Below are 20,042 nucleotides of genomic sequence, written 5' to 3' on the forward strand. Positions count from 1 at the left end.
ATGGGAAATGGAAAAGAGGTTGAGCATCATGATTACAGGCATATTTGAAACACATCTAAACGTAACGGATCTGGAGAGATCCCATCATTTCTATGAAACAGTCCTGGGTTTACCCCATGCTTATATGCAAAAAGAACGTGGAAACTCCTTCTACTGGATCGGTGGAAAAGGCAATGCCATGCTGGGATTGTGGCAAAAGGAACCTTCCGAGGTGAAGCGTCAGCACTTTGCTTTTCATGTATCTCTGGAGGATATGAAACATGCGGTGACTCACTTGGAGAACAAAGGGATCAAGACACAGAACTTCCTGGATGATGATATCGGTGAACTGTACGTCTTCAGCTGGATGCCCGCGGTATCTGTATATTTTACCGATCCAGATGGTCATTCGCTTGAATTCATCGCCATGCTCCCGGATGAAGCGAAGCCTGAGCTAGGCATGGTGCCATGGAGTCAGTGGGAGGAGATGCAGGAGAAGAACGTATGCTGATCGAAGAATTACATTTATATACAAAACGGCTGGAGGACCTCAAGCATTTTTATCGTGATACGTTGGGAATGGAGGTGTTCAGTGTCACGGACCAGGCCTTCAACCTTCAGGTTGGAAGGACAAAGATGATTTTCAAGCAGAGTGAAACAGATCGTGAGCCCTTCTATCATGTGGCTTGGTTGATTCCGACGAATCTGTTCAAGGAAGCGAAGCAGTGGGCTGCATCACGTGTTGTTTTAAGCAGGGAAGAAGATCGGGATGAGACGTACTCTGCTACTTGGAACTCTCATTCTCTCTATTTCGAAGATCCGGCAGGCAATATTATCGAGCTAATTGCTCATCATCGTATTCAGAACGAGAGTGACCATGACTTCTCGACTCAAGATATATTACAGGTGTGTGAAGTTGGACTGGTGACGGAGGATGTTCTGTCTACGGTGAATGAGCTTCAGCAGATGGGACTCACGCGCTGGGGTGAGGTTAGTGAAACTTTTGCTCCTGTAGGAGATGTATATGGTTTATTTATTGTGGTGAAGAAGGATCGGACGTGGTTTTTCTCTACGCAAAAAGCACAGATCTATCCGTTGGAAGTGTCCATTCGTGACGTGGGCAGGCTTCGAATCGGCTAAACTTTATATTCCGTGGCAAAACGGGCATATGTGGAGCCATTCCATCATGTTATAGAAGTAAACGCTTTATTTATTAATTAGGATATATAAGTTGAACTGAATTTACACGATAACGGAGAGGACAGAAAAAACCTGAAAAAGCGAAGCTAAAAGCTTTCTGAAAGAAAGCTGCATCTTAAGCATAATCTCGCATTTATCACCGGATATTCCCTTAGGAAAGGAAATTGAAAAAAATCTGGGGATAACAGTGATTGGAAGGTTGTTCTGTCAGGCTTACAGATGATGAAGGGTGGTGGCAAGCTTGGATCGACGTTTGTTGGAAGAAGGACTAGCGATTATTGTTTCCAGTCGGGAGCGTACAGGAGATCTGTGGCATGCCCATTATGGGGCGGGTGCGATTGCGGCATATTTTTGGGTACGGGAAAATCGTCTCACTGCCCTTGCCGCCGGCAGTGTTACCGCCGAAGCAAAAGCCATGCTTCGCCAGCATGGAATCAGCCCTGGTCAGACCTCTCCGATTGGTGAAATGATGCCCAGGGAAGATGCCGAAGCGCGTATTACGGACGCATTGGATCGAACGATTGGAGAGCTGCACTGGGTTGGACACCAGGCCATCTACGGGGCAATCAGCCTGAAAGCCATTCGCGAACTGGATGGATGGGGTACTGCCGAGGATATTGGTCGGCTGGTTGAACTGATCGATTCATTCGATCGCACTATCCCGGGAAGATCCTGGATGAATACGACCGTCAAAGAAATTCGCAGTCTCAAACCGGAAAAGAGCGATGGATTCCCCGAGATTGAAGATCCAACGCAGTTGTCACGTCTGATTCTGGAAGAGCTTGGTGCGTTCCAGACTATCTATCACGCGGAAGCGCATCATGACCTGATCGGCCATATGCTGACCTATGGACATGCGCTTAATATATTATATGAATTGGGTTATCCGGCATTGTTCCATAAAGGCATTCCACCTGTCCTTACTATGGTGAAGGCGCTACGTTTAAGCCGAGATGTGAACAGCGAACAGGAGATGCCGACACTGCAATCACCTGTAGACTTGCTGCCACTAGAACGGGCGGAACGATCGGTGGCGCTCCCCCATGAATTGGAATACTGGCTCACCGACAGACGTTCTCGTGACTGGTACGGAGGTCATGTGTTCAAATTCCCGTTCAGCTTCTATCATCATGCCAAGAACGGGGAGCCCGTACCGGAAACATGGGAAAATTTTCGTTATATCATCGCATAGATGGAGCCAACGATTTGGAACAAAAATGAAGAGCACTTGCCAAAACTGGCAGGTGCTTGTTTTATGGATGTTATAATTTTATTCAGAGTAAAACCGACGATTAACCGCCGCAGAGACAACTACATTCATGCGTAATTCATCCCTTATACCGTCAGCGCGAGTGGGCAAAGGCGGTAAGATGGTATTATCGGATCAGCAGCAAGGAGGACACACCGACAGCTCAAACGCTAAAGTACAGACCGGCCATGGGGCCGGTTTTTTAATTCGGTGATTGCCTCCTTGCCCTGATCGGGTATTAAAGACTAAATAGATAACAGGAGGCTACGTGATATGAAAACAGTATTGTATGTTCCACTGGATGATCGTCCAGCGAATCTGGATGATGTGATTGTGCAAGGGAAAGCAGCCGGTATCCATATCGTTACACCAAACCTGAGTGATCTTAAGAATCGTCTGGACTCGGAGAAAACCGTAGATGGCACAACGCTGCTCGGCACCTCCACGCCAGTGTATGGTAAACCGTCCAACATTCATGATTTTATTCTGAAACATGCTGCCAAGGTCGACGGATTCATTATCTCATCCGATATGCTCGCTTATGGCGGTCTGATTGGCAGTCGTCAGCTTCGCGAAGATGGGGGAGGTACCTATCCGGAATACGGTGAGGAAACCACTCGTTTACTGGATGTGATCCGGGTGATCAAGCAGAAATATCCACGCAAACCCGTATTCGTAATGGATACCATTATGCGTCTGGCTACGACCTCGTTTGCAGATGGCTTGGCGCTCGATGCATATAATGAGTCCCGTGCGTTGATGCAGCAGCCACGTCAGACGTACACCGAGTTTGAAGATATTATTCAAGGTTATAACCAATCCCCGGATGGGGTGGAATATGGGACAACGACCTATTTTGATAAAGAACAGTATTACAACACGAGACAGCATAAATTCAAAACGAATCTATACATTCTGGATCAGCTGGCTCGCACAGGTTATATCGATTTCCTTGCAGTTGGCGTCGACGATGCCAACACGCAGGGTGTTCAGATCAATGAAATTAAATATGTAGAAGCGCGGATCAATGAATGGCTGGGTGGAACAAATGGGCAAAATCCGGATCGTGCTATCATCCTGCCGGATGCAGATGGTCTGGGGCATGCATTGGTCGCTCGCATGGCGAACCAGTTGTTCCGAGGCGGTGCGAAGACACGTTACGGAGTGAAATATTTTGGTCCTCACGGCAATACCATCATTAACACATATGAATACATGGATGTACACGAGAATGTGGTTCGTCATGTGGATATTGTGGGCGGTGTGCTTATGGCAGATTCGGCATATCCTGAACCGGAGGTGGTGACGGAGGCGAGTGTTGGCTTGGAAAATGAACAGCTGGTGGCTGTATCAACCGAGCAAGTTGTCCCATTTGACATGGCCTCCGAACTGGATCGTATGACCAAGGGTCATCCGGGAAATTCCGAAGAGAACACAGGCATCGACATTGAGATTATTGCCATTACGGATCTGGATCAGGTGCAAGCTGCGTTGGAGCAATTGACGCTGAATGGGGAGCAAGGTTTGCCTTCGGTATTGATTGATTTTGTGGGTAAAGGACCAGCCAATGTCGATGTTGCTGAAGCGTTGTTAAACAGTCCATATACCGGACGCGTGCTGGGATATAGTGCCTGGAATACGCCAGGTAACAAAATCGGTATTGCTGTAGGCATGGGACAGTCGAGGTACGCGTTGATCACAACAGAGAAGCATGAGCATACGTTGCGAGATGCGATGAATGCGCATGGCTCGCTGTTGTTTAAGCGTTTCCTGAAGGATTATTACTACAAAGCGGTAGCAATTGCGGACATCCGCACATATTCCCGAGCCCATGCGCTGTATACCAACGTGGCTACACTTTCGGATCAAAATATGTTGCTGTTCAACTCAGAGGAAGACTATGCTGATTTGCAAACATTGCTCCGTGATTTGATGCAGACACATACCACGGCGCTTGCAAATAAGACAGCTTTCCAGACAGGCAATGTGGCGATCAAGCAGATCTGTGATGGTGAATTGTCTTATGCGACGTATGGCAGTGCGCTGCTGGAATATGCGAATCCTGATTTTATCTGGGGCCGTGCATTTGAGATTACGTTGAACCCGCAAGTTACGCTGAACTAAACTGCTATCTCACCATGGGCTCCTCATGTTTCGGGTAATCACTGTTATGACTGTACTGCTTAATCTCGGCGTTGTTAAAAATGATATATTGGTACTTCGCTTCGGGTTCATCCGCGAATGTTACAGAAGCACCGTAAGGTGCTGCAGAGCTTTTTGAAGAGTACGTACCTTTTACTTCGATAAGCTGTTCGGGTGAATAACCCTTCAGTTCAATCAGGTAAGTGGTTACCTGTTGTTCAGCATCATTTTTCTTCAGCGGATTACCAAACAGTCCGAAGTAGGCCCAGCAGGATATCCCGAGTATAACTGCTAAGATGACAACTGAAGTGGCCTTGAATGTTTTACTCATAGATATTTCTCCTTCTTTTACGTAAGCAACAATGAATTTAATAATGAAATATTATTATATTTGGATATATTTATCAATTCATTGATCTTGATCTTAATGCTTACTTAGATATCCTTTAAAACGATGATTCCAGAATCGTCTTTTTTCCACCCGAACGACGCCCTTAATCGCACCGAAGTCGTACGGAACACCATCCGCGCTAGGGATGAAAGGGTGTAAGATTGTATTATCGGATCAATAACAAGGGACGCACCGAAAGCACATACGCTAATGTACAGACCGGCCAGGTGGCCGGTCTTTTTGATGCGGTGAATGTAGTCCCCGTACTGGTTCGATAGCAATACAGACTCTGAGTTAAAAGGGGGAGTCTACTGCTGCTGCATTGTCGCTGCACGGTGTGGGCAGATCTCAAACTTGCAGCCAAAGGGGGCGAAATGAATGTGTCTATGAATAATGAGACTAGCACTGCCGTGAGTACCAGTAGAATGAGTACGCTCATTAAAAAAACGCTGAAACAGAAGCTCGCGGTACTTGTTCCAGAGTGGAACGGTCGTGTGCTGGATGTACCTGCGTCAGGCGAAGTGTTGGCCGGGCCTTGTGCAGTCGTTGCGTTTGCCGAAGAAGTGCCGAAGTCTGCTTGGGCGGGATATCGACGGATTATTAAAATCTCACCATACGCTCGTCCGGAAGATGGTGGCGCTGAAAAGGTAGAAGCTTGGTCAGCTGATCTAATCGAAGGGTTGCATCAAGTAAGGCTGGTGGATGGAGCAGGTGAGTCCTTCACTTGTATCTATCTGGGTTCTTCAGATAGTGACCGGGTGGATGTAGGGTCTGGAATGCTTTCACGCAGTCTGCGGTTCGGAGTGTATGTTCCCGAAGACTCGGGAGCTGCTCTCGTTGAAACAGGGGATGCGTGGTTAGCTGCGCTTCAAGACTGGACACAGCAAGAGCTTGGCTCGAACTGGTCGGTATATGGTGATGCCTGGCCCGGAGGATATGAGATGCCGTCTGTGTTATGGCGATTGGCTGGATGCAGCACGTCTGTGGCGGGCACTTCGGCATTGGAGGTTCGACAACAGTGGATTGCGCATGTGCTAACCGATCATTCGGTGCTAACACGCCAGACCGTTACTCGGTTGGTGGAGCAACTTGCAGTGCAATCTCGTCTTGCCGTCACTGAAACGGGTGGCGAAGAGCAAGAAGGTAACACGCGATATATCACAGTGGATGAGGTCACGGCAGATCTGCAGACGGATGCGTATCTGAATGGACAGATTCGCCTGACGTTGCAACAGCGGATTCGTCGTCTGGGTACGAATGTACCTTTGATCCGTGAGATTTACCATAGCAAAGGCATGGAGTAAACGTTAGTCGAGAGGAACCTTCTATTAGAGGTTGTTCAAAAAGCCCGCTTTTGATTACAAAGGATGCCTAACGGCATCATCAGCATCGAATATGGAATTCAGCCGAAAAAGCATATGCTTACGATGATTGTTTCCTTCTGAAACATGTAGTTGCTCACGTAGTTTTCCCTACGCTCTGCTACTCCATTTCTAACTTCATCCCATCTTCTCGGTACTGAAAACCGATCTTTTTGAACATGCACTTTTAAGAGTGGTTCCAGATTATAGCTTTGAGATGATTGATATAGCTTCAATATTATAGCTTCAAATTCATAGGTTCAAAAATTCATAGATCAACCTTAAAGATCAACGATTCACGAAATCTGTAGTCCAACAAATGAGGTGAGATGGCAATGGCAAGCTCAGTGAAAAAAAGCAAACAGACAGCCCCACGGTATACACGGGCAGAATTGATGAATCATGCAGAAGCCCTCTTTGCCGTTAAGGCAGAGGTGCTGTACGGTGCGCTGTACGAAGTGGCTCAAGAGACGTTTTCCATTGAAGAAACGCAAGAACGAATTAACCAATTTATGAAAGCGAAGGTGAAGGGATAATGGCAGGTGGAACTTGGGAGCAAACGAATCGTCCGGTCCTTCCGGGCTTATATATGAATTTTCAGGCGGCAGCATCCTCGGCTATTCAAGCGGGTACGCGGGGAACGGTCGTTGTACCGATCAAGGCCAACTGGGGTCCGGTAGGGACTTTTGTTGAGGTTGGGAGCGAAGCGGCGATTGAACGTATTTATGCTGCGAATGTGCTGGATAACGGTACGGCGTACACGTCCTTGAAACTCGCCCTGTTGGGTGGGCCGAAGAAGTTGCTCGCTTATCGGGTAGCAAGTGCTGCAGCCAAAGCAGCTACGCTTACTTTGAAGGACAGCAGTGATGCCAATGTGCTGCAACTTGATGCGAAGTATCCGGGGGATCGTGCGAATGGGTTCTACGTTACCATCCAGCCAGGTGTGATTGATAATACGAAGCATGAAGTTCGTCTCTTTGAAGGTAACCGGATGTTGTATGCGCTCCTGACAGCGGATATTACAGCAGCTTCTCTGGCAAAAGAGATTAACGCGGATGAACAAAATGTCTGGGTAACGGCGCAGGTGATCGGCGAGGGTACAGGTGTGGTTGCTACCGTTGCGGGTGCGGCATTCAAAGGCGGCGTAAGTGGCAACGATGACCTGACCAATGCAGAGTACATTGCTGTACAAGGTTCGCTGGAAGGGGAGCAATTCGACGTCTTGGCTTTGGATCAGGCGGCAGATGCAGCTCTGCTTGCAAGCTTTGCAGCATGGGTGAAACGTGTACGTAGTGAAGGTAAACCGGTGGTGGCGGTATTTGGCGGTTCCGCAGCGGACGATACCTCTGCTACAGCAGCACAAAAAGCGGCAGCACGTTCGCTTACGCTCAACCATGAAGGTGTGATTAATGTCGGTACAGGCGTTCGCCTTGGAGATGCATTCTACAGCTCGGCGGAAACGTCTGCCTATGTTGCGGGACTGATTGCCGGACAACGTCTGAACCAATCCACAACCTATGCAGCTACTCCGTTCGATGATGTGACACGTCGCTGGACGCGTGCAGAACAGGAGCAGGCGGTACAGAATGGTGTATTTATTTTCTTCCATGATGGTCGTCAGGTGAAAGCACTTCGCGGTGTAAACACACTGGTAACGCCAGCCGCTGGACAGAATAATGCGTGGAAAAAAATCCGTTCCATTCGTGTGTTGGACGCCATTAACACGGATTTGCAACGTTCTGCGGAAGATACGTATATCGGTAAGGTAAACAATACCGAAGAGGGTCGTCAGGCGCTGATTAGTGCCATGAAGGCCTATTTGGCGTTGCTCGCACAGAGCAATGTGATTGAAGCCGACGGATATGATGTGATTCTTGACCCGGCGTACTACGGTGCGGCACCAGTTCTCAAACCGGAAGCGGATCAGGTATTCCTGCAATGGAATGTGAAGCTGACGGATGTGATGGAGCAGTTGTTTGGTACATTTTACGTGCAATAAGGTTTCTAGAATAATTACTATATGTTGAACTGATGGTTTACACGATAACAGCGATCGGAAGATTGTTCTGACTGCGGAGTTATACCGTGTAATATTTATTAGTTCAACCAACCCAAGGAGGAAAATATATGTTGGATGCATCAAGAGTAATTCTAGGTACCCATGGTCAGTTGCATATCGATGGTGTGTGGCAGACAAACATTAACAAGTTGGAAGCGAGTGTGGAGATTGAAAAGCGTGAGCTGAACCTGGTCGGTAACGACTGGAAGGTGCACAAAAACGGCGCGAAAAAAGGAACAGGCACGATGACCGGCTACAAAGTCACTTCGGACATGATTCAGCGCGGCTTCACCAAATTCGAGATTATTTCCAAGCTAAACGACCCTGAATCGTATGGACATGAGAGTGTATTGCTGAGAGGTTGCATGGTGGACAAAATTCAGCTTGCCAACTGGACAGCGGGTGAAGAAGTACCGGAAGAAACAGGCTTTACGTTTGAAGGTTTTGAATTGCTGAATCCGATTGTGGCGAACTAAGCATTGAAATAGACACGTGATTGGGCTAGTTTGCTCAAGCGTGATTGCATAGTTACTTCATATAAATGGACACCATTGTAGGCCGAGATGATCTCGGTCTCTTTGTTGTCTCTACAGGCTTGGAAGCTGGCATAGATGAACCCATTTGTGAAACAAGAAGGAGATTAACCCCGATGAGTATGAATGAAAATATGTCCGAAGAACAGATTTTGGATCAGTTGTTTGAAGCAGCAGAACGTTTGCCAGAGGAGAATGTGCGCATTCAGCGTCTGGATCTGCTGTTGACCTTGCGTGGACTGACGTCCTCCAAAGTGGATCACATTCGCGAACGCTGTACCATTCGAAAAACGACCAAGGGGCGCACCGAGGAAAAGGTGGATACCGAAACGTTTAACGCGCTGCTCATCTCTGAAGCAACGGTGAAATTGAAAGTCCGCAGCTTGGAATTGTCCGGCTGGGGAGACACCCGTATTACTGGCCGTATGAAGCTATCTGGTGGCGAACAGGCGGTACGTCGTATGTTGCTGGCTGGTGAATTGGATGCCGTAGGTGATAAAGTGCTGGAGCTGTCCGGCTTTGGTGTGGAGATTGAAGACCTAAAAAACTGATTCACTCCGGCGGGATGACCACGTTCCTGTATCACATGTGGGTGCGTCATCATCTCCGGCCCGGAGAGTTCTGGTCTTTGCCACGCGGGGAGCGCTCGCTGTTGATTGCGTTCTCGGAAGAGGAAATGTCAGCGATAACTTCGCAAATGAATCGATAACGAAAAAGGGCAGGAGGTGAAAAAATGGCAGAAATGATTGTAGGTTTATCCAAGTCCAATGCGGAAATGCGGACAACCCTTCGTTATCTGGATCAGATCCAACGCTCAACCGAACGTCTGGGCAGAGTTCGTTATCAGAGTCTGATCAAGGTGAATAATGAGCTGAGATCGACCGGACGCAGGTTGGAGCATATTTATAGTATGGCTGTGCGAATCAGCAGGCTGCGAATCACACCGACGATTGGGTTGATTGATAAGCTGAGTCCGGCACTGGATCGCGCATGGGCGAAACTGAACAGTTTCAGGGACCAGATGGTTACGGCTTCGGGCACAGTATCGCTTGAGGTTCGGCAGAAGATCGAAGTGGCGATGGGCAAAGGTGGGCCAACTGGTCCAACTATGGCTGTCATTATCCAGAATAACAAAAACATTACTAACAATACGAAGGAAGAAGAACCCAAAAAGTGGTGGGAAAACGTACTTGCAGTGGTCCAAGCATTCAATGATTTGAAGGATGCAGCCTTTAATGTAGGAGATCTTTTTAAATTGTTCAAAAGGAAAAAAGAAGAAAGTCCTGCATCTGATCCAACCAGAAGTCCAGCATCCAAATGCTGCTGTTGCACAGGTGGAAAGATGGGCAAGAACCGTAGAGTTCGTTCACCGAATGCGGATGGTGGTGGATCAGATCGTGGAAGACGAAATTACCGAAGCGGTAGAAGGTCTAGTAATCGTTCGAACCGGGGCCCATCACCAGTACCCAATCCTGTACCTGATACTCCAACTCCTTCGGCCGATCGCAACCGTAACAGGGGAGGCGGTAGAAGAATACGAGGAAGCGGTAGATTAGGATTTGCGGATGGTGCATTGGGATCTTTGACCGACATGCTGGCTGGTAATGGAATGATGGATAATTTAAGTAGTGGCTTTGCCAAAGGAGCCAAAAGGTTGCTCGGACCCATCAGCATGCTTGCTGATGTGGCAAATGTAGCAACAGCACCACCGGAAGAGCGTGGCCGAGCTGTGGGTTCCATGATTGGCGGCACAGCAGGTACTGCGATTGGTAGCGCCATCGGTAGCGTTCTTTTGCCTGGCATCGGAACATGGGTTGGTGGTGCAGTAGGTGGTTGGGCCGGAAGTGCAGCAGGTGGTTGGATCGGTGATCATGCTAAGGATATTGGAAACTTTATGTCTAGTGCTACCGAGGGTGTAGGGGATGCTTTGTCGGGTGCAGCCGATTATGTCTCTGAGAAAACAAAAAAAATCACCGATGGCATATCCGGCTTCTTTGGATTTGGTCCTAAAAAAGAAGAAAAGACTGTCTCGGCAGCAACGGTGGCTGCACCGTCTCCAGTTGCAACAGGCCCGCAGATGGCACCTGCCTATATGCCACCGGCACTGACCATGACAGGCCCAACGGCTTATATGAACAGCAAGGTCGGTCAGCCTACATCTGCTGGATTCATGGGAACAAGCATGATGCAGAGCCAAGCGATGGCGCTTGGTAACGGTGCGCATACGAATGGGAAATCGTCCACGATGACGGTACAGATATCTGAAGACCAGATGAGCAGTCTGTCCGGTTACTTGAAGGATTTCAAAACCGAAACTACCAATCAGATTGCGATCAATATTCCACCAGGTGCGGTGCAGGTGACCGTGCGCGAAAATGCGATTGATTATGACGCAGTTTCTCACCAGGTGGGGCAACGGATCTCTAACGAGTTCCGCCGTGCGATGCAAAATCGCAAAACAATTATGGCCTAAGCAGAAAGGAGGCCGCAGATATGTCAGTACTTGAAGATAAAGTTGGTCCTAACAAAATGTCATTTACGTTGAAGGACGGCAACACTCCATTTCAATTCCCAGTAAACCCTGAAGAAGTTAATATTTCCAGGTCTAAGGGATATGAAACGGTCAATATGTTGGAGCATGGCGAGTTTGATTTTGCACAAGGGGAGAAGGTGAAGGAGATCACCTTCTCTTCTTTTTTTCCCAAAAGATTTGATCCGTCCTATTGCATGTATGAAAAATCTTTTCTAGATCCACGTGTGGCGATGAATGTGCTGAACACCTTTCTGATCTCCAAAAAGCCGCTGCGTTTCATCATTTCAGAGACGGGCGTGAACGTGCCTGTTTTTATTGTTTCGCTTAATTCGAGCTTTCGTGGGGGGGAGACAGGGGATATTTATTTCGATCTGACCCTACGCACATGGCGGGATTCCAAGGTGGAGAAGGTGGGCTCTGCGACATCCGCGAGCAAGTCAGGTTCTCGTACCGATTTGAAAAAGAGCAGCAAGACCTACACCGTCAAATCTGGCGACTCCCTGTCCAAAATAGCAAAGCTTGAGCTGGGCAGCAGTTCCAAATGGAACGAGATCTACAAGCTTAACGCAAAGATCATCGGGAGTGATCCGAACCGGATCAAGCCCGGACAAAAGCTGGTGATGCCATGACCTACAAGGTCATTGTCGACGACAAATATGACATCACCAAGCTGGTGGAGACGATTACACTGAAGGACTCGCTCGACCAGATTGCGTATCAGGCCAACATCCGGCTGGCAGTGTCTGCATCTTCCGGTCTGCCTTCGATCTCACCGGGTATGGCGGTGCGGATTAGCGGGGTTCCTTTTGGCGAAAAATCCATGGTTCACTTGCTGCATCCTGCGGTCATCTGGGAGGTGGAAAGCTCGAACAGCGGCACCAAGCGGCTGTCTCTCACGGTGTACGACCGGATGATCTATCTGGAAAAATCGGAGGACGAGTTCCTGTTGCCGAAGAATCAGACGGCTACACAGCGGCTTAAAACCTACGCCAAAGAGTGGAAGATTCCATACGCTTCACTGCCGGATACCAAGACAAAGCTGGGCAAAGCCGTGTATCGGTCACAGACGATTTTTTCGATGATCTTTGCTGATCTGAAGGAAACGGCGAAGTCCGGCGGGGAAATGTACCATCCACGGATGACACCCGGCGGGTTGCAACTCTTTCAGGTGGGCAGTAACGCGAAGGTGTATGAACTTGATCGACTGATTGATCTGACCCAGATGCGTACGCTTGAAGGCGCGGTTACCAAAGTTAAAGTGATGGCAGCGTCGGAGTCACCGAGTGGTAAAGAGGTCCCTTCCAAAGTGCTCGCGATTGAGCAGGATAATGTGGAAGAACTGGGTACATTGCAAAAGCTGGTCGAGGACGATCAGGTGAAATCCACAACCGCCGCCAAGAAACTGGCGAAAAGTCATCTGACGGGTATTCAGGAGACTTTTACGATATCCGCACCAGATGTGAATACGATCCGCGCTGGAGACGCAGTGTTGTTAAAAGGGCTGAAATTGATCGTCATGTCGGTTAGCCGAGACCTGTCTGCCGGACCTGGAATGATGACGTTGGAGCTTGGGACTGCTGAGCTGGTGAAAAGGAGGTATTACCTTGAATAAAGATGATCCGTATGGGCATTTTGCCGACGTCATGCGGGGTGCGATGAGTACACATTCCCGTCAGGCCGTGAGCGGGCTGGGAGCAGTACTGGGTACGATGACCTCGTCCGGTGTGAAGCTGGATGATTTCAAGCACGAAGTGCAGGATTATCTCGTGGCCGAGTTGCCGGGCACACTTGGACTGCCGGAGCGCGAGGCTGCTGGCGCGATTTCCGGTATACCTGACGTGGCAAACGGCGGAACGACGGGCACGGGACGGTTTCTTTTGCAAGAAGAGGAAGTGGAAGAAGCGGTGTGGTCTCTTGGTAAAGGATTGAAGGCGGGAGATCGCGTACTGGCGATGCGGGTGAATGGCGGTAACGACATTGTGGTGTTGTGTAAGGTGGTGAGTGCGCATGCCTAGTTTGTTCCCGGAAACGGGTGTGGTCTGGGGAGATGAGGAGGACCTGTCGGGGGCGGCTTCGGAAGAGGTACGCTTTGGACGGAGCTGGCGATTCGATTACGATGCAGGAGATTTTGTGCTGACTCCAAGTGGCAAAGTCGCTGCGGCTGGTGGGCATGAAGCCTGGGTGCAGTGGTGCATTAAGGCCGTGAAAACTCCACGTTACAGACATGTGATCTATTCCCGGAACTATGGTTCGGAGCTGGAGGATCTGGTGGGGCAGGGCGACAGTCGGGGTGTGATGGAAAGTGAGATTACCCGGATGGTGACGGAGACGCTGCTGGCTGATCCACGCACGGATTCGGTAGACCAGTTCACGTTTGATTGGAATCGGGAGCAGTGCATGTTCTCGTGCCGGGTGGCGAGTGTGCAGGAAGAGATGTTTATTCTGGAAAGTGAGGTGATCTGACGGGATGGCTGAGATTCCGCGTTATTTGGAGGACCAGACGGAGGAACAGATTATGCAGCGCATGCTGGATCGACTGCCCGCGGATCTGGATAAGTCAGAGGGTTCGTTTCTGTGGGATGCGGAGGCTCCGGTTGCGTTTATGCTGTCTGAGGCGGCTTTGTGGGCGCAGGAATTATTGCGACGGGGGTTTGCTAGTACGGCTGCGAGTAGTGATCCGAATTTTCGTTCGGAAGAGCTGGATCTGCGGGCAGGAGAGCACGGCATCACACGGCGAGCTGCAGTGGCGGCACAAGGTGCAGTGAGGTTCATGGGTACGCCGGGGAAAGTGGTGCCTGCGGGAACGGTCGTGGCTACACTCGCGGATGAAGTTTCTGCTGAAGCTTCGCTCGAATATGAGACAGTGGGACGTTTGGAACTGGATGCAGAGGGCTCCGGGGTGGTAGGCGTGCGAGCGCTTGTTGCCGGAAAAGAAAGCAATGTGCCTGCGGGCACCGTAACTGTGCTGTCTACACCTGTAAGTGGCGTGACTTCTGTCACGAACGTTGATGTGATCAAAGGCGGTGCGGATATTGAGGCAGACACGGCGCTGCTGGAACGCTTTTATGCCAAAGTCCGCAACCAAGGAACAAGCGGTAACAAATCGCAATATGTGCAATGGGCCAGTGAAGTACCGGGTGTTGGTGCAACACGTGTTATTCCGTTATGGCAGGGGCCAGGCACGGTGGGATTGTATCTGCTGGACACAGACAAACGTGCTGCGGGTACCGATCTGGTAGCCGCCGTGCAGAAGTACGTTGACCCCACGCAGGATGGACAGGGGGAAGGCGTTGCGCCGGCGGGGCCAGTGGTGTCCGTGATGCCAGCCGAAGAAGTACCGATGAACATTCGGGTGAAGCTGACGTTGGCAAGTGATGCGACGTTGGCCGATGTACGAGCATTGATCGAACGCGGGGTGACCGCGTATCTGAAACAGTTGGCTTTTGCCGATCCACTCGTTCGTTATACTCGCATTGCCGCGATTCTGCTGGACATTCCGCCGATTATCGACTATTCGGAGCTGACCGTGAACGGTGTGAGCGACCAGAATATCGAGATGACCACCAGCCAGGTTGCTGTGCTGGGGACGGTGGATGTGCATGAGTAGTGTTGGGCGGATGGTGGTTGAGGAAGTAGTTTGGGAGTGTGGAGACCAAGGAAGATTGGGAGACGTACGCCGATCTGAATTTGAGCTGGTGAGCGAGACGCTCCATGATGATGCGCAAGGAAGGGAGGGGATAGGGCATGAGTGCTCCTTCTATTGTAGATGTTGGACTGACGAGTGAGAAAGGGCGGGAGTTGTTCTCGTATTTGCCCAGGTATTATGAGACTTCGCGTGTTATGCAAGCCGATATGCAGGCCAAAGGCAGTGAAATGGATCTGCTGTACAAGGCGCTGGATGAGACGTTAGAGCAGTTTTTTGTCCGTACAGCGACATGGGGGCTGGACTTCTGGGAGCAGGAGCTAGGTATTGAGACGGACCGTTTCAAACCTGTAGAGCAGCGGCGTGCCGTGGTGGAATCGAAACTACGTGGGGCCGGGAAGTTTTCGGGGAGACAAGTTGTGAATGTGGCTGAGGCATATGCCGGGGGAAAAGTGGATGTAACATTTCAGCCGGAAGTGTGGAGTTTTACGGTGAGCTTTGTGGATACGATGGGCACCCCGCCCAATATCGATGATCTGAAGCGAGCAATTGAAGAATTGAAACCGGCCCACATGGCCGTGGAATATAAATATCGTTATCTGGTCTGGGATGATCTGGACAACAAACAGATGACATGGGACGAACTCGATGCCGCGTCCTTGACGTGGAATGAACTGGAGGTGTGGGCGTAATGCCAAAAGAAACAGATCGACTGAGATTGCCTCTTCCCTTGGGGAACGAGAATGTGACCCGAGAGAGTATTAACAGGATTTTTGAAAAGATTGACGCAGGTGTGGCGACACGTGAATCCATCCTTATACCTGCGGAATCTGATCTTAATAGCTATATTACAGAAGGGGAATATTATTGCCCAACGAATGCGACAGTAGGAACTTTAGCTAATTCCCCAGTAGGAGTAGCCTTTCATTTGACGATAGAAAAACATGCTGGTGTGGTCCAGACTCTAACAACCTTTGAACCGAGTAACCTACAAGTTTTTCAAAGGAACTACTATGTCGGATGGGGTCCATGGAAAAAAGTACCTACAAGGGATGATATTGAAGAGGTAAAGGAATACACCGATCAGAAAGTCGAGGAAATCGTTATTAATGATGCATCCTTAACAGATAAGGGTATCGTCCAACTGTCCAACGCAGTTGATGGCACCCGTGAAGATTTGGCTGCTACGGAGAAGGCGGTTAGGGATGCTAGGGTTGAGGCTAGTACTTTAGGGACGGCTAATGCAAAAATGTATACTGATAGCCAAATTAGTCAAGTTTCAAAGTCACTCAATTTATTTTCGGCAGCGGTTCGATCCTCTAATAATATTTTTGTTTGTGCCTTTAATTCCGCACCAACTGTTATTAATGGATTCTCATTTAAAGTTCAATTTAATACAACAAATTCAGTAGTGAATACACCAACTTATTTACAAATTAATGGTTCAAATTATCAGCTTAGAGCAGAGCATTTCAAAAACTACACTTTGCCAAACAACTTCATTGATTCGAGTGTAGTATATGAAGTGATATACGTCAGTTCAGTAGGCGCTTTTGTTATGAACGAGGTCTCAAGAGATGCTGATTTACGGGGTGGAGAAGTTACGGTTCGAGTTGGGAAAAACACATCGACTGCACAGTTTTCTACCATTCAGGCCGCTGTTGACTTTCTGAAAAAGTTTAATGCTGGGGTAAGAATAATTAAAATCGAGAACAGCACCACTTCCTCTTATGAGACATTTGTAGAAGTGGTTAAGGTAAAAGGGTTTCATGGGGCTCCTGTATACTTTTCTTTTGATCCTAGAATTAGGCTTGAAGGGTATTTTGACATTGGTGATTGTAGTTCAGAAATTTTAATTAATGGAAATTATCAAGTTCCGTTAGAGATTACAGGTTATTATGGAGTTTATGCTCAAATTTGTCCTAAATTATCAATTTTTTATGTTAATAAGACCGCCGGATATAGTTTACTGAATGCAATAAGAGTTCCGTCTATCAATATGTCTAATTGTAAAATATCAAATCAATCTATGTCATTTGAGCTATCTGAAGGTTGTGTAGCTGTGTTTAGTAATATAACGGGTTCAAATAATACCTATGGTGGGAGGTTATACGCTTCTATATTAATGCTGGATAACTACTCTGTTTCTAGTTCGGCTATAACTAAGTCATACGGTGCTCAATTGTTTCAATAAGTTATAAAGGGGGCATTCCATATGAATGCATATTTTTATAATAATCTATCAAGGGAAATTGGAATCATAATAAATGATATTCAACATGTAACTTCTAACGAGATTAAAGGTAGAAATGATTCAATAGTCGTAATAAATCCGAATGAAGAGATATCCAATTTTATTGTGACGGATAAATTATTCGAAGTAGGAGATATACTTCCTATTGATGAGAAGAATTTTGTCGGTAAGTATATAGTTGAAACACCTGAAGAACGAATGAAGAGAATTGAAGAATCACTGCTGATTCTTAAAAGGTAATTTATAATTTGGGGCTTATTACTCTTAATTATTTTGTTATAGAGGAGGTGAAACCATGCAACAGGACTCCCTATGGAAATGGCTCCTTGTCCTAATAACCAGCTCAGTAACCTACTTCTTCGGAGGATGGTCCGGCGTCCTGGGCGTACTGCTCGTATTCGTCATCCTCGACTACCTAACCGGCATCGCGGTTGCGGGCATGAGTGGCAAGTTAGAAAGTAACGTTGGCATGTTCGGCATCGCACGAAAGGTATTTATATTTGCAATGGTATCGGTGGCTCATCTGGTGGACGGTGTTCTGGGAGACGGACATTTGTTCAGGGATGCGGTCGCCTTTTTTTATATCGCAAATGAGTTGTTGTCCATTATCGAAAACGGGGGTAAGTTGGGCGCTCCCATTCCGCCAGTGATTCGGCAAGCTATTGAAGTGCTCAAGGGCAAAGGGGGAACCGGGGAACTCCCCGGTAACTTCTCCCCAAGTGCCAAAGACTCTTTTTCACAGGCAGATCCAGATGACATCGATTCACAGACTGGAGATAGTAAGAAGTAATGCGACTATAGCAAGCTAGCACGTGAAAATACACATAACTCAACACATCAGGGACACGCACACAAGCAACCCCTGATTCAACCGCATTAACTATAGGAGCATTTTGCATCAATCCAGAGAGTGACTTTCTATCAGCAATGTATAGATCAGAATGCTCTAATCTGTCTATACTTGTACCCGGGAACGCTTGAATCGGATGATGTAAAATGCTGATACAAACGGCAATTTGCCGTATAAAGGGTGTGAGAAATATGCAAACGAGAAGTCCAGGCAACACACAGGGCATTGACGTCTCCCGATACCAGGGCAACATTGACTGGGCGAAAGTGAAGGCAAGTGGCATGACATTTGTATTCATCAAGGCAACCGAGGGACAGACGTATACCGATCCCAATTATCAGAAAAATGTAACAGGTGCACTGGCGGCGGGCATGCTGGTGGGTACGTACCATTTCTTCCGGGCGACATCGACCGATGGTGCCAAGGCAGAAGCGACACATTACGCCAATACACTTAACAAAGTTGGAGGCGCCAAAGCGCTACAACTGCCACCCGTCATGGACTACGAAAACAACCCTGGCAACCTGAGCAAAGCGCAGATGAATACGGTTGCCAAAGCCTTTTTAACCGAATTACAACGTCTGACAGGTGTAAAACCGATCATATACACGGGCAATTCATTTGCCGGGAATTTTGACACATCACTCAGCTCATATGATCTGTGGATCGCGCGTTACAGCAACACTCGTGTACCGGATGACCAGCCGGCATGGAAGCGCTGGACGTTCTGGCAGTATACGGATTCAGGCAAGGTGAATGGCATTAGTGGCAACGTGGATATGAATGAATTCGAGGGAACAGCGGCACAGCTCAGAGCAAGATACGCAGCAGCCACCCCGAAACCACCGGAGCCATCCAATCCGACGAATCCAAGTAATCCGAATCCACCAACCGTACCACCGAAAGGGGGCGAACCGATGACAGCCGAAGAGAAAGCAGCGTTTGATGCGCTCAAATCCCAGGTCGATAAACTGCAGGCGCGTCAGCAAATGGAAGTTCCAGTATGGGCGAAAGCAGCTGTGGATGCAGCACTTGCCTATGACACCAAAAATCCATTGTTCAGCATCGATAATGGGGCGAGTTATGATTTTTATCGTTTTATTACCGTGATGCATCGCAGAGGTTTGTTTAAAAAGTGAGCTGATTCTTGGCAAATGACAGGTTGATCTTATCTCAATGTGGATGGAATGGAGAAGGGACACGGGACGCTTTTTGTCGAACTGTGTTCCTTTTTTGTGTTTTGTGTAAGTAATACTAACGCATATAATAAAGTTGAAGACTTATGTCTGTAAATCTCTTGTCTAATTGATTAATGTGATGTAAAGTAAGTTACACGAAATTGTTTTTCACTACGTTTATTTACACAATCCTCCTCATCATGACAAAACCATAACATACGAAGTTATTGTAATGTCTCCCGTTGTACAATCCAACATCTCAAGATGACTCGCTCATACGTTTTACACATCCAATCTGCAAGAGAAAACCACCGTAATAAACAACTTACACGATTCATCAAACAACCTAGCCTATGTTGAGTTTCTTTCATCCGTATTTTCGATCTTCCGACTTAAATTTACACATACCAGTTCGTACCCATTCGCTGTTACTTATTGACCTAAGTTCAAATAAAACGCAACAATCCCATAGATTCATCTCAGAAGATACGTTGTTGAACCTTTTTCTTTTTCTATAAAGTAATCAAACGATGTCCTGAATCCATTGCACGATGTGATATTTACCTGTATTCCATACGTATCCCATGCTGTTTTTGAATTTCATATACATGCCGTACTTTTCCCAGTATTTTAATTCAGGTATCGCAGGCATTTAAAGCCTTTTATATGA

Annotated in this window: 22 protein-coding genes; 20 read left to right on the forward strand and 2 right to left on the reverse strand. The window is 47.9% G+C overall.

The genetic code is table 11. The features are described from left to right. The first annotated feature begins 28 nt into the window (after positions 1–28). The 4 genes from NYE45_RS06010 to NYE45_RS06025 all read left to right on the forward strand — a co-directional run bounded on the left by NYE45_RS06010 (position 29) and on the right by NYE45_RS06025 (position 4,552). Positions 29–490 carry a VOC family protein gene (locus NYE45_RS06010; protein WP_340016022.1) on the forward strand — a complete coding sequence of 154 codons (462 nt, stop codon included), beginning with the start codon at positions 29–31 and terminating at the stop codon, positions 488–490. After that, positions 448–1,119: a VOC family protein gene (locus tag NYE45_RS06015; protein ID WP_340016023.1), complete on the forward strand. Its 672-nt coding sequence runs from the start codon at positions 448–450 to the stop codon at positions 1,117–1,119. Before NYE45_RS06010 ends, NYE45_RS06015 begins: the two co-directional genes overlap by 43 nt. 301 nt (positions 1,120–1,420) lie before the next feature. Continuing rightward, on the forward strand, positions 1,421–2,371 hold the full coding sequence (locus NYE45_RS06020; RefSeq protein WP_340016024.1) for a hypothetical protein: 951 nt from the start codon (positions 1,421–1,423) through the stop codon (positions 2,369–2,371). Between the two features lie 330 nt (positions 2,372–2,701). Beyond that, positions 2,702–4,552 (forward strand): DUF4127 family protein, encoded by a 1,851-nt coding sequence (locus tag NYE45_RS06025; protein WP_340016025.1) that lies wholly within the window; start codon positions 2,702–2,704, stop codon positions 4,550–4,552. A 4-nt stretch (positions 4,553–4,556) separates the two neighbouring features. Here NYE45_RS06025 and NYE45_RS06030 read toward each other — a convergent pair whose 3' ends face one another. Next, positions 4,557–4,901, reverse strand: coding sequence for a DUF3139 domain-containing protein (locus NYE45_RS06030; RefSeq protein ID WP_340016026.1), 345 nt, complete (start codon positions 4,899–4,901; stop codon positions 4,557–4,559). Between the two features lie 470 nt (positions 4,902–5,371). Between NYE45_RS06030 and NYE45_RS06035 the strand changes: the two genes are divergently transcribed. The 16 genes from NYE45_RS06035 (at position 5,372) to NYE45_RS06110 (ending at position 19,333) form a co-directional block, all read left to right on the forward strand. Then, positions 5,372–6,265: a hypothetical protein gene (locus NYE45_RS06035; protein ID WP_340016027.1), complete on the forward strand. Its 894-nt coding sequence runs from the start codon at positions 5,372–5,374 to the stop codon at positions 6,263–6,265. A gap of 404 nt (positions 6,266–6,669) precedes the next feature. Then, the gene (locus NYE45_RS06040; RefSeq protein ID WP_340016028.1) at positions 6,670–6,858 is read left to right on the forward strand and encodes a hypothetical protein; all 189 of its coding nucleotides are present in this window, start codon (positions 6,670–6,672) and stop codon (positions 6,856–6,858) included. Beyond that, positions 6,858–8,321 (forward strand): phage tail sheath subtilisin-like domain-containing protein, encoded by a 1,464-nt coding sequence (locus NYE45_RS06045; RefSeq protein ID WP_340016029.1) that lies wholly within the window; start codon positions 6,858–6,860, stop codon positions 8,319–8,321. The genes NYE45_RS06040 and NYE45_RS06045 overlap by 1 nt, the downstream gene beginning before the upstream one ends. Positions 8,322–8,449: 128 nt before the next feature. After that, positions 8,450–8,857 carry a phage tail tube protein gene (locus NYE45_RS06050; protein WP_036611426.1) on the forward strand — a complete coding sequence of 136 codons (408 nt, stop codon included), beginning with the start codon at positions 8,450–8,452 and terminating at the stop codon, positions 8,855–8,857. 173 nt (positions 8,858–9,030) lie between these two features. After that, positions 9,031–9,465 carry a hypothetical protein gene (locus NYE45_RS06055; protein WP_017690174.1) on the forward strand — a complete coding sequence of 145 codons (435 nt, stop codon included), beginning with the start codon at positions 9,031–9,033 and terminating at the stop codon, positions 9,463–9,465. 182 nt (positions 9,466–9,647) lie between these two features. Continuing rightward, entirely contained in the window at positions 9,648–11,387 is a 1,740-nt protein-coding gene (locus NYE45_RS06060) for a hypothetical protein (RefSeq protein ID WP_340016030.1), read from the forward strand. 56 nt (positions 11,388–11,443) lie between these two features. After that, complete coding sequence (locus NYE45_RS06065; RefSeq protein WP_340017320.1) at positions 11,444–12,076, forward strand: LysM peptidoglycan-binding domain-containing protein; 633 nt, start codon at positions 11,444–11,446, stop codon at positions 12,074–12,076. Further along, positions 12,073–13,059: a phage portal protein gene (locus tag NYE45_RS06070; RefSeq protein WP_340016031.1), complete on the forward strand. Its 987-nt coding sequence runs from the start codon at positions 12,073–12,075 to the stop codon at positions 13,057–13,059. The genes NYE45_RS06065 and NYE45_RS06070 overlap by 4 nt, the downstream gene beginning before the upstream one ends. Next, positions 13,052–13,462 carry a hypothetical protein gene (locus NYE45_RS06075; RefSeq protein WP_145320658.1) on the forward strand — a complete coding sequence of 137 codons (411 nt, stop codon included), beginning with the start codon at positions 13,052–13,054 and terminating at the stop codon, positions 13,460–13,462. Before NYE45_RS06070 ends, NYE45_RS06075 begins: the two co-directional genes overlap by 8 nt. After that, on the forward strand, positions 13,455–13,910 hold the full coding sequence (locus tag NYE45_RS06080; protein ID WP_249911564.1) for a DUF2634 domain-containing protein: 456 nt from the start codon (positions 13,455–13,457) through the stop codon (positions 13,908–13,910). Before NYE45_RS06075 ends, NYE45_RS06080 begins: the two co-directional genes overlap by 8 nt. A gap of 4 nt (positions 13,911–13,914) precedes the next feature. Continuing rightward, a complete protein-coding gene (locus tag NYE45_RS06085; RefSeq protein WP_340016032.1) occupies positions 13,915–15,054 on the forward strand; it encodes a baseplate J/gp47 family protein in 1,140 nt (379 codons plus the stop codon). Positions 15,055–15,191: 137 nt separating this feature from the next. Then, the gene (locus tag NYE45_RS06090; RefSeq protein WP_340016033.1) at positions 15,192–15,782 is read left to right on the forward strand and encodes a YmfQ family protein; all 591 of its coding nucleotides are present in this window, start codon (positions 15,192–15,194) and stop codon (positions 15,780–15,782) included. Beyond that, positions 15,782–17,284 (forward strand): tail fiber protein, encoded by a 1,503-nt coding sequence (locus NYE45_RS06095; RefSeq protein ID WP_340016034.1) that lies wholly within the window; start codon positions 15,782–15,784, stop codon positions 17,282–17,284. Before NYE45_RS06090 ends, NYE45_RS06095 begins: the two co-directional genes overlap by 1 nt. 21 nt (positions 17,285–17,305) lie before the next feature. Then, positions 17,306–17,584, forward strand: coding sequence for a hypothetical protein (locus NYE45_RS06100; RefSeq protein ID WP_340016035.1), 279 nt, complete (start codon positions 17,306–17,308; stop codon positions 17,582–17,584). 55 nt (positions 17,585–17,639) lie between these two features. Continuing rightward, positions 17,640–18,134 carry a phage holin family protein gene (locus NYE45_RS06105; RefSeq protein WP_340016036.1) on the forward strand — a complete coding sequence of 165 codons (495 nt, stop codon included), beginning with the start codon at positions 17,640–17,642 and terminating at the stop codon, positions 18,132–18,134. Positions 18,135–18,385: 251 nt separating this feature from the next. Next, a complete protein-coding gene (locus NYE45_RS06110; RefSeq protein ID WP_340016037.1) occupies positions 18,386–19,333 on the forward strand; it encodes a glycoside hydrolase family 25 protein in 948 nt (315 codons plus the stop codon). A gap of 562 nt (positions 19,334–19,895) precedes the next feature. On the opposite strand, the gene NYE45_RS06115 is transcribed toward NYE45_RS06110, so the two are convergent. Then, a complete protein-coding gene (locus NYE45_RS06115; RefSeq protein WP_340016038.1) occupies positions 19,896–20,024 on the reverse strand; it encodes a hypothetical protein in 129 nt (42 codons plus the stop codon). Positions 20,025–20,042 lie beyond the last annotated feature (18 nt).

This window comes from Paenibacillus sp. FSL K6-1318 (genome assembly GCF_037976905.1).
Taxonomy (GTDB): Bacteria; Bacillota; Bacilli; order Paenibacillales; family Paenibacillaceae; genus Paenibacillus; species Paenibacillus amylolyticus_A.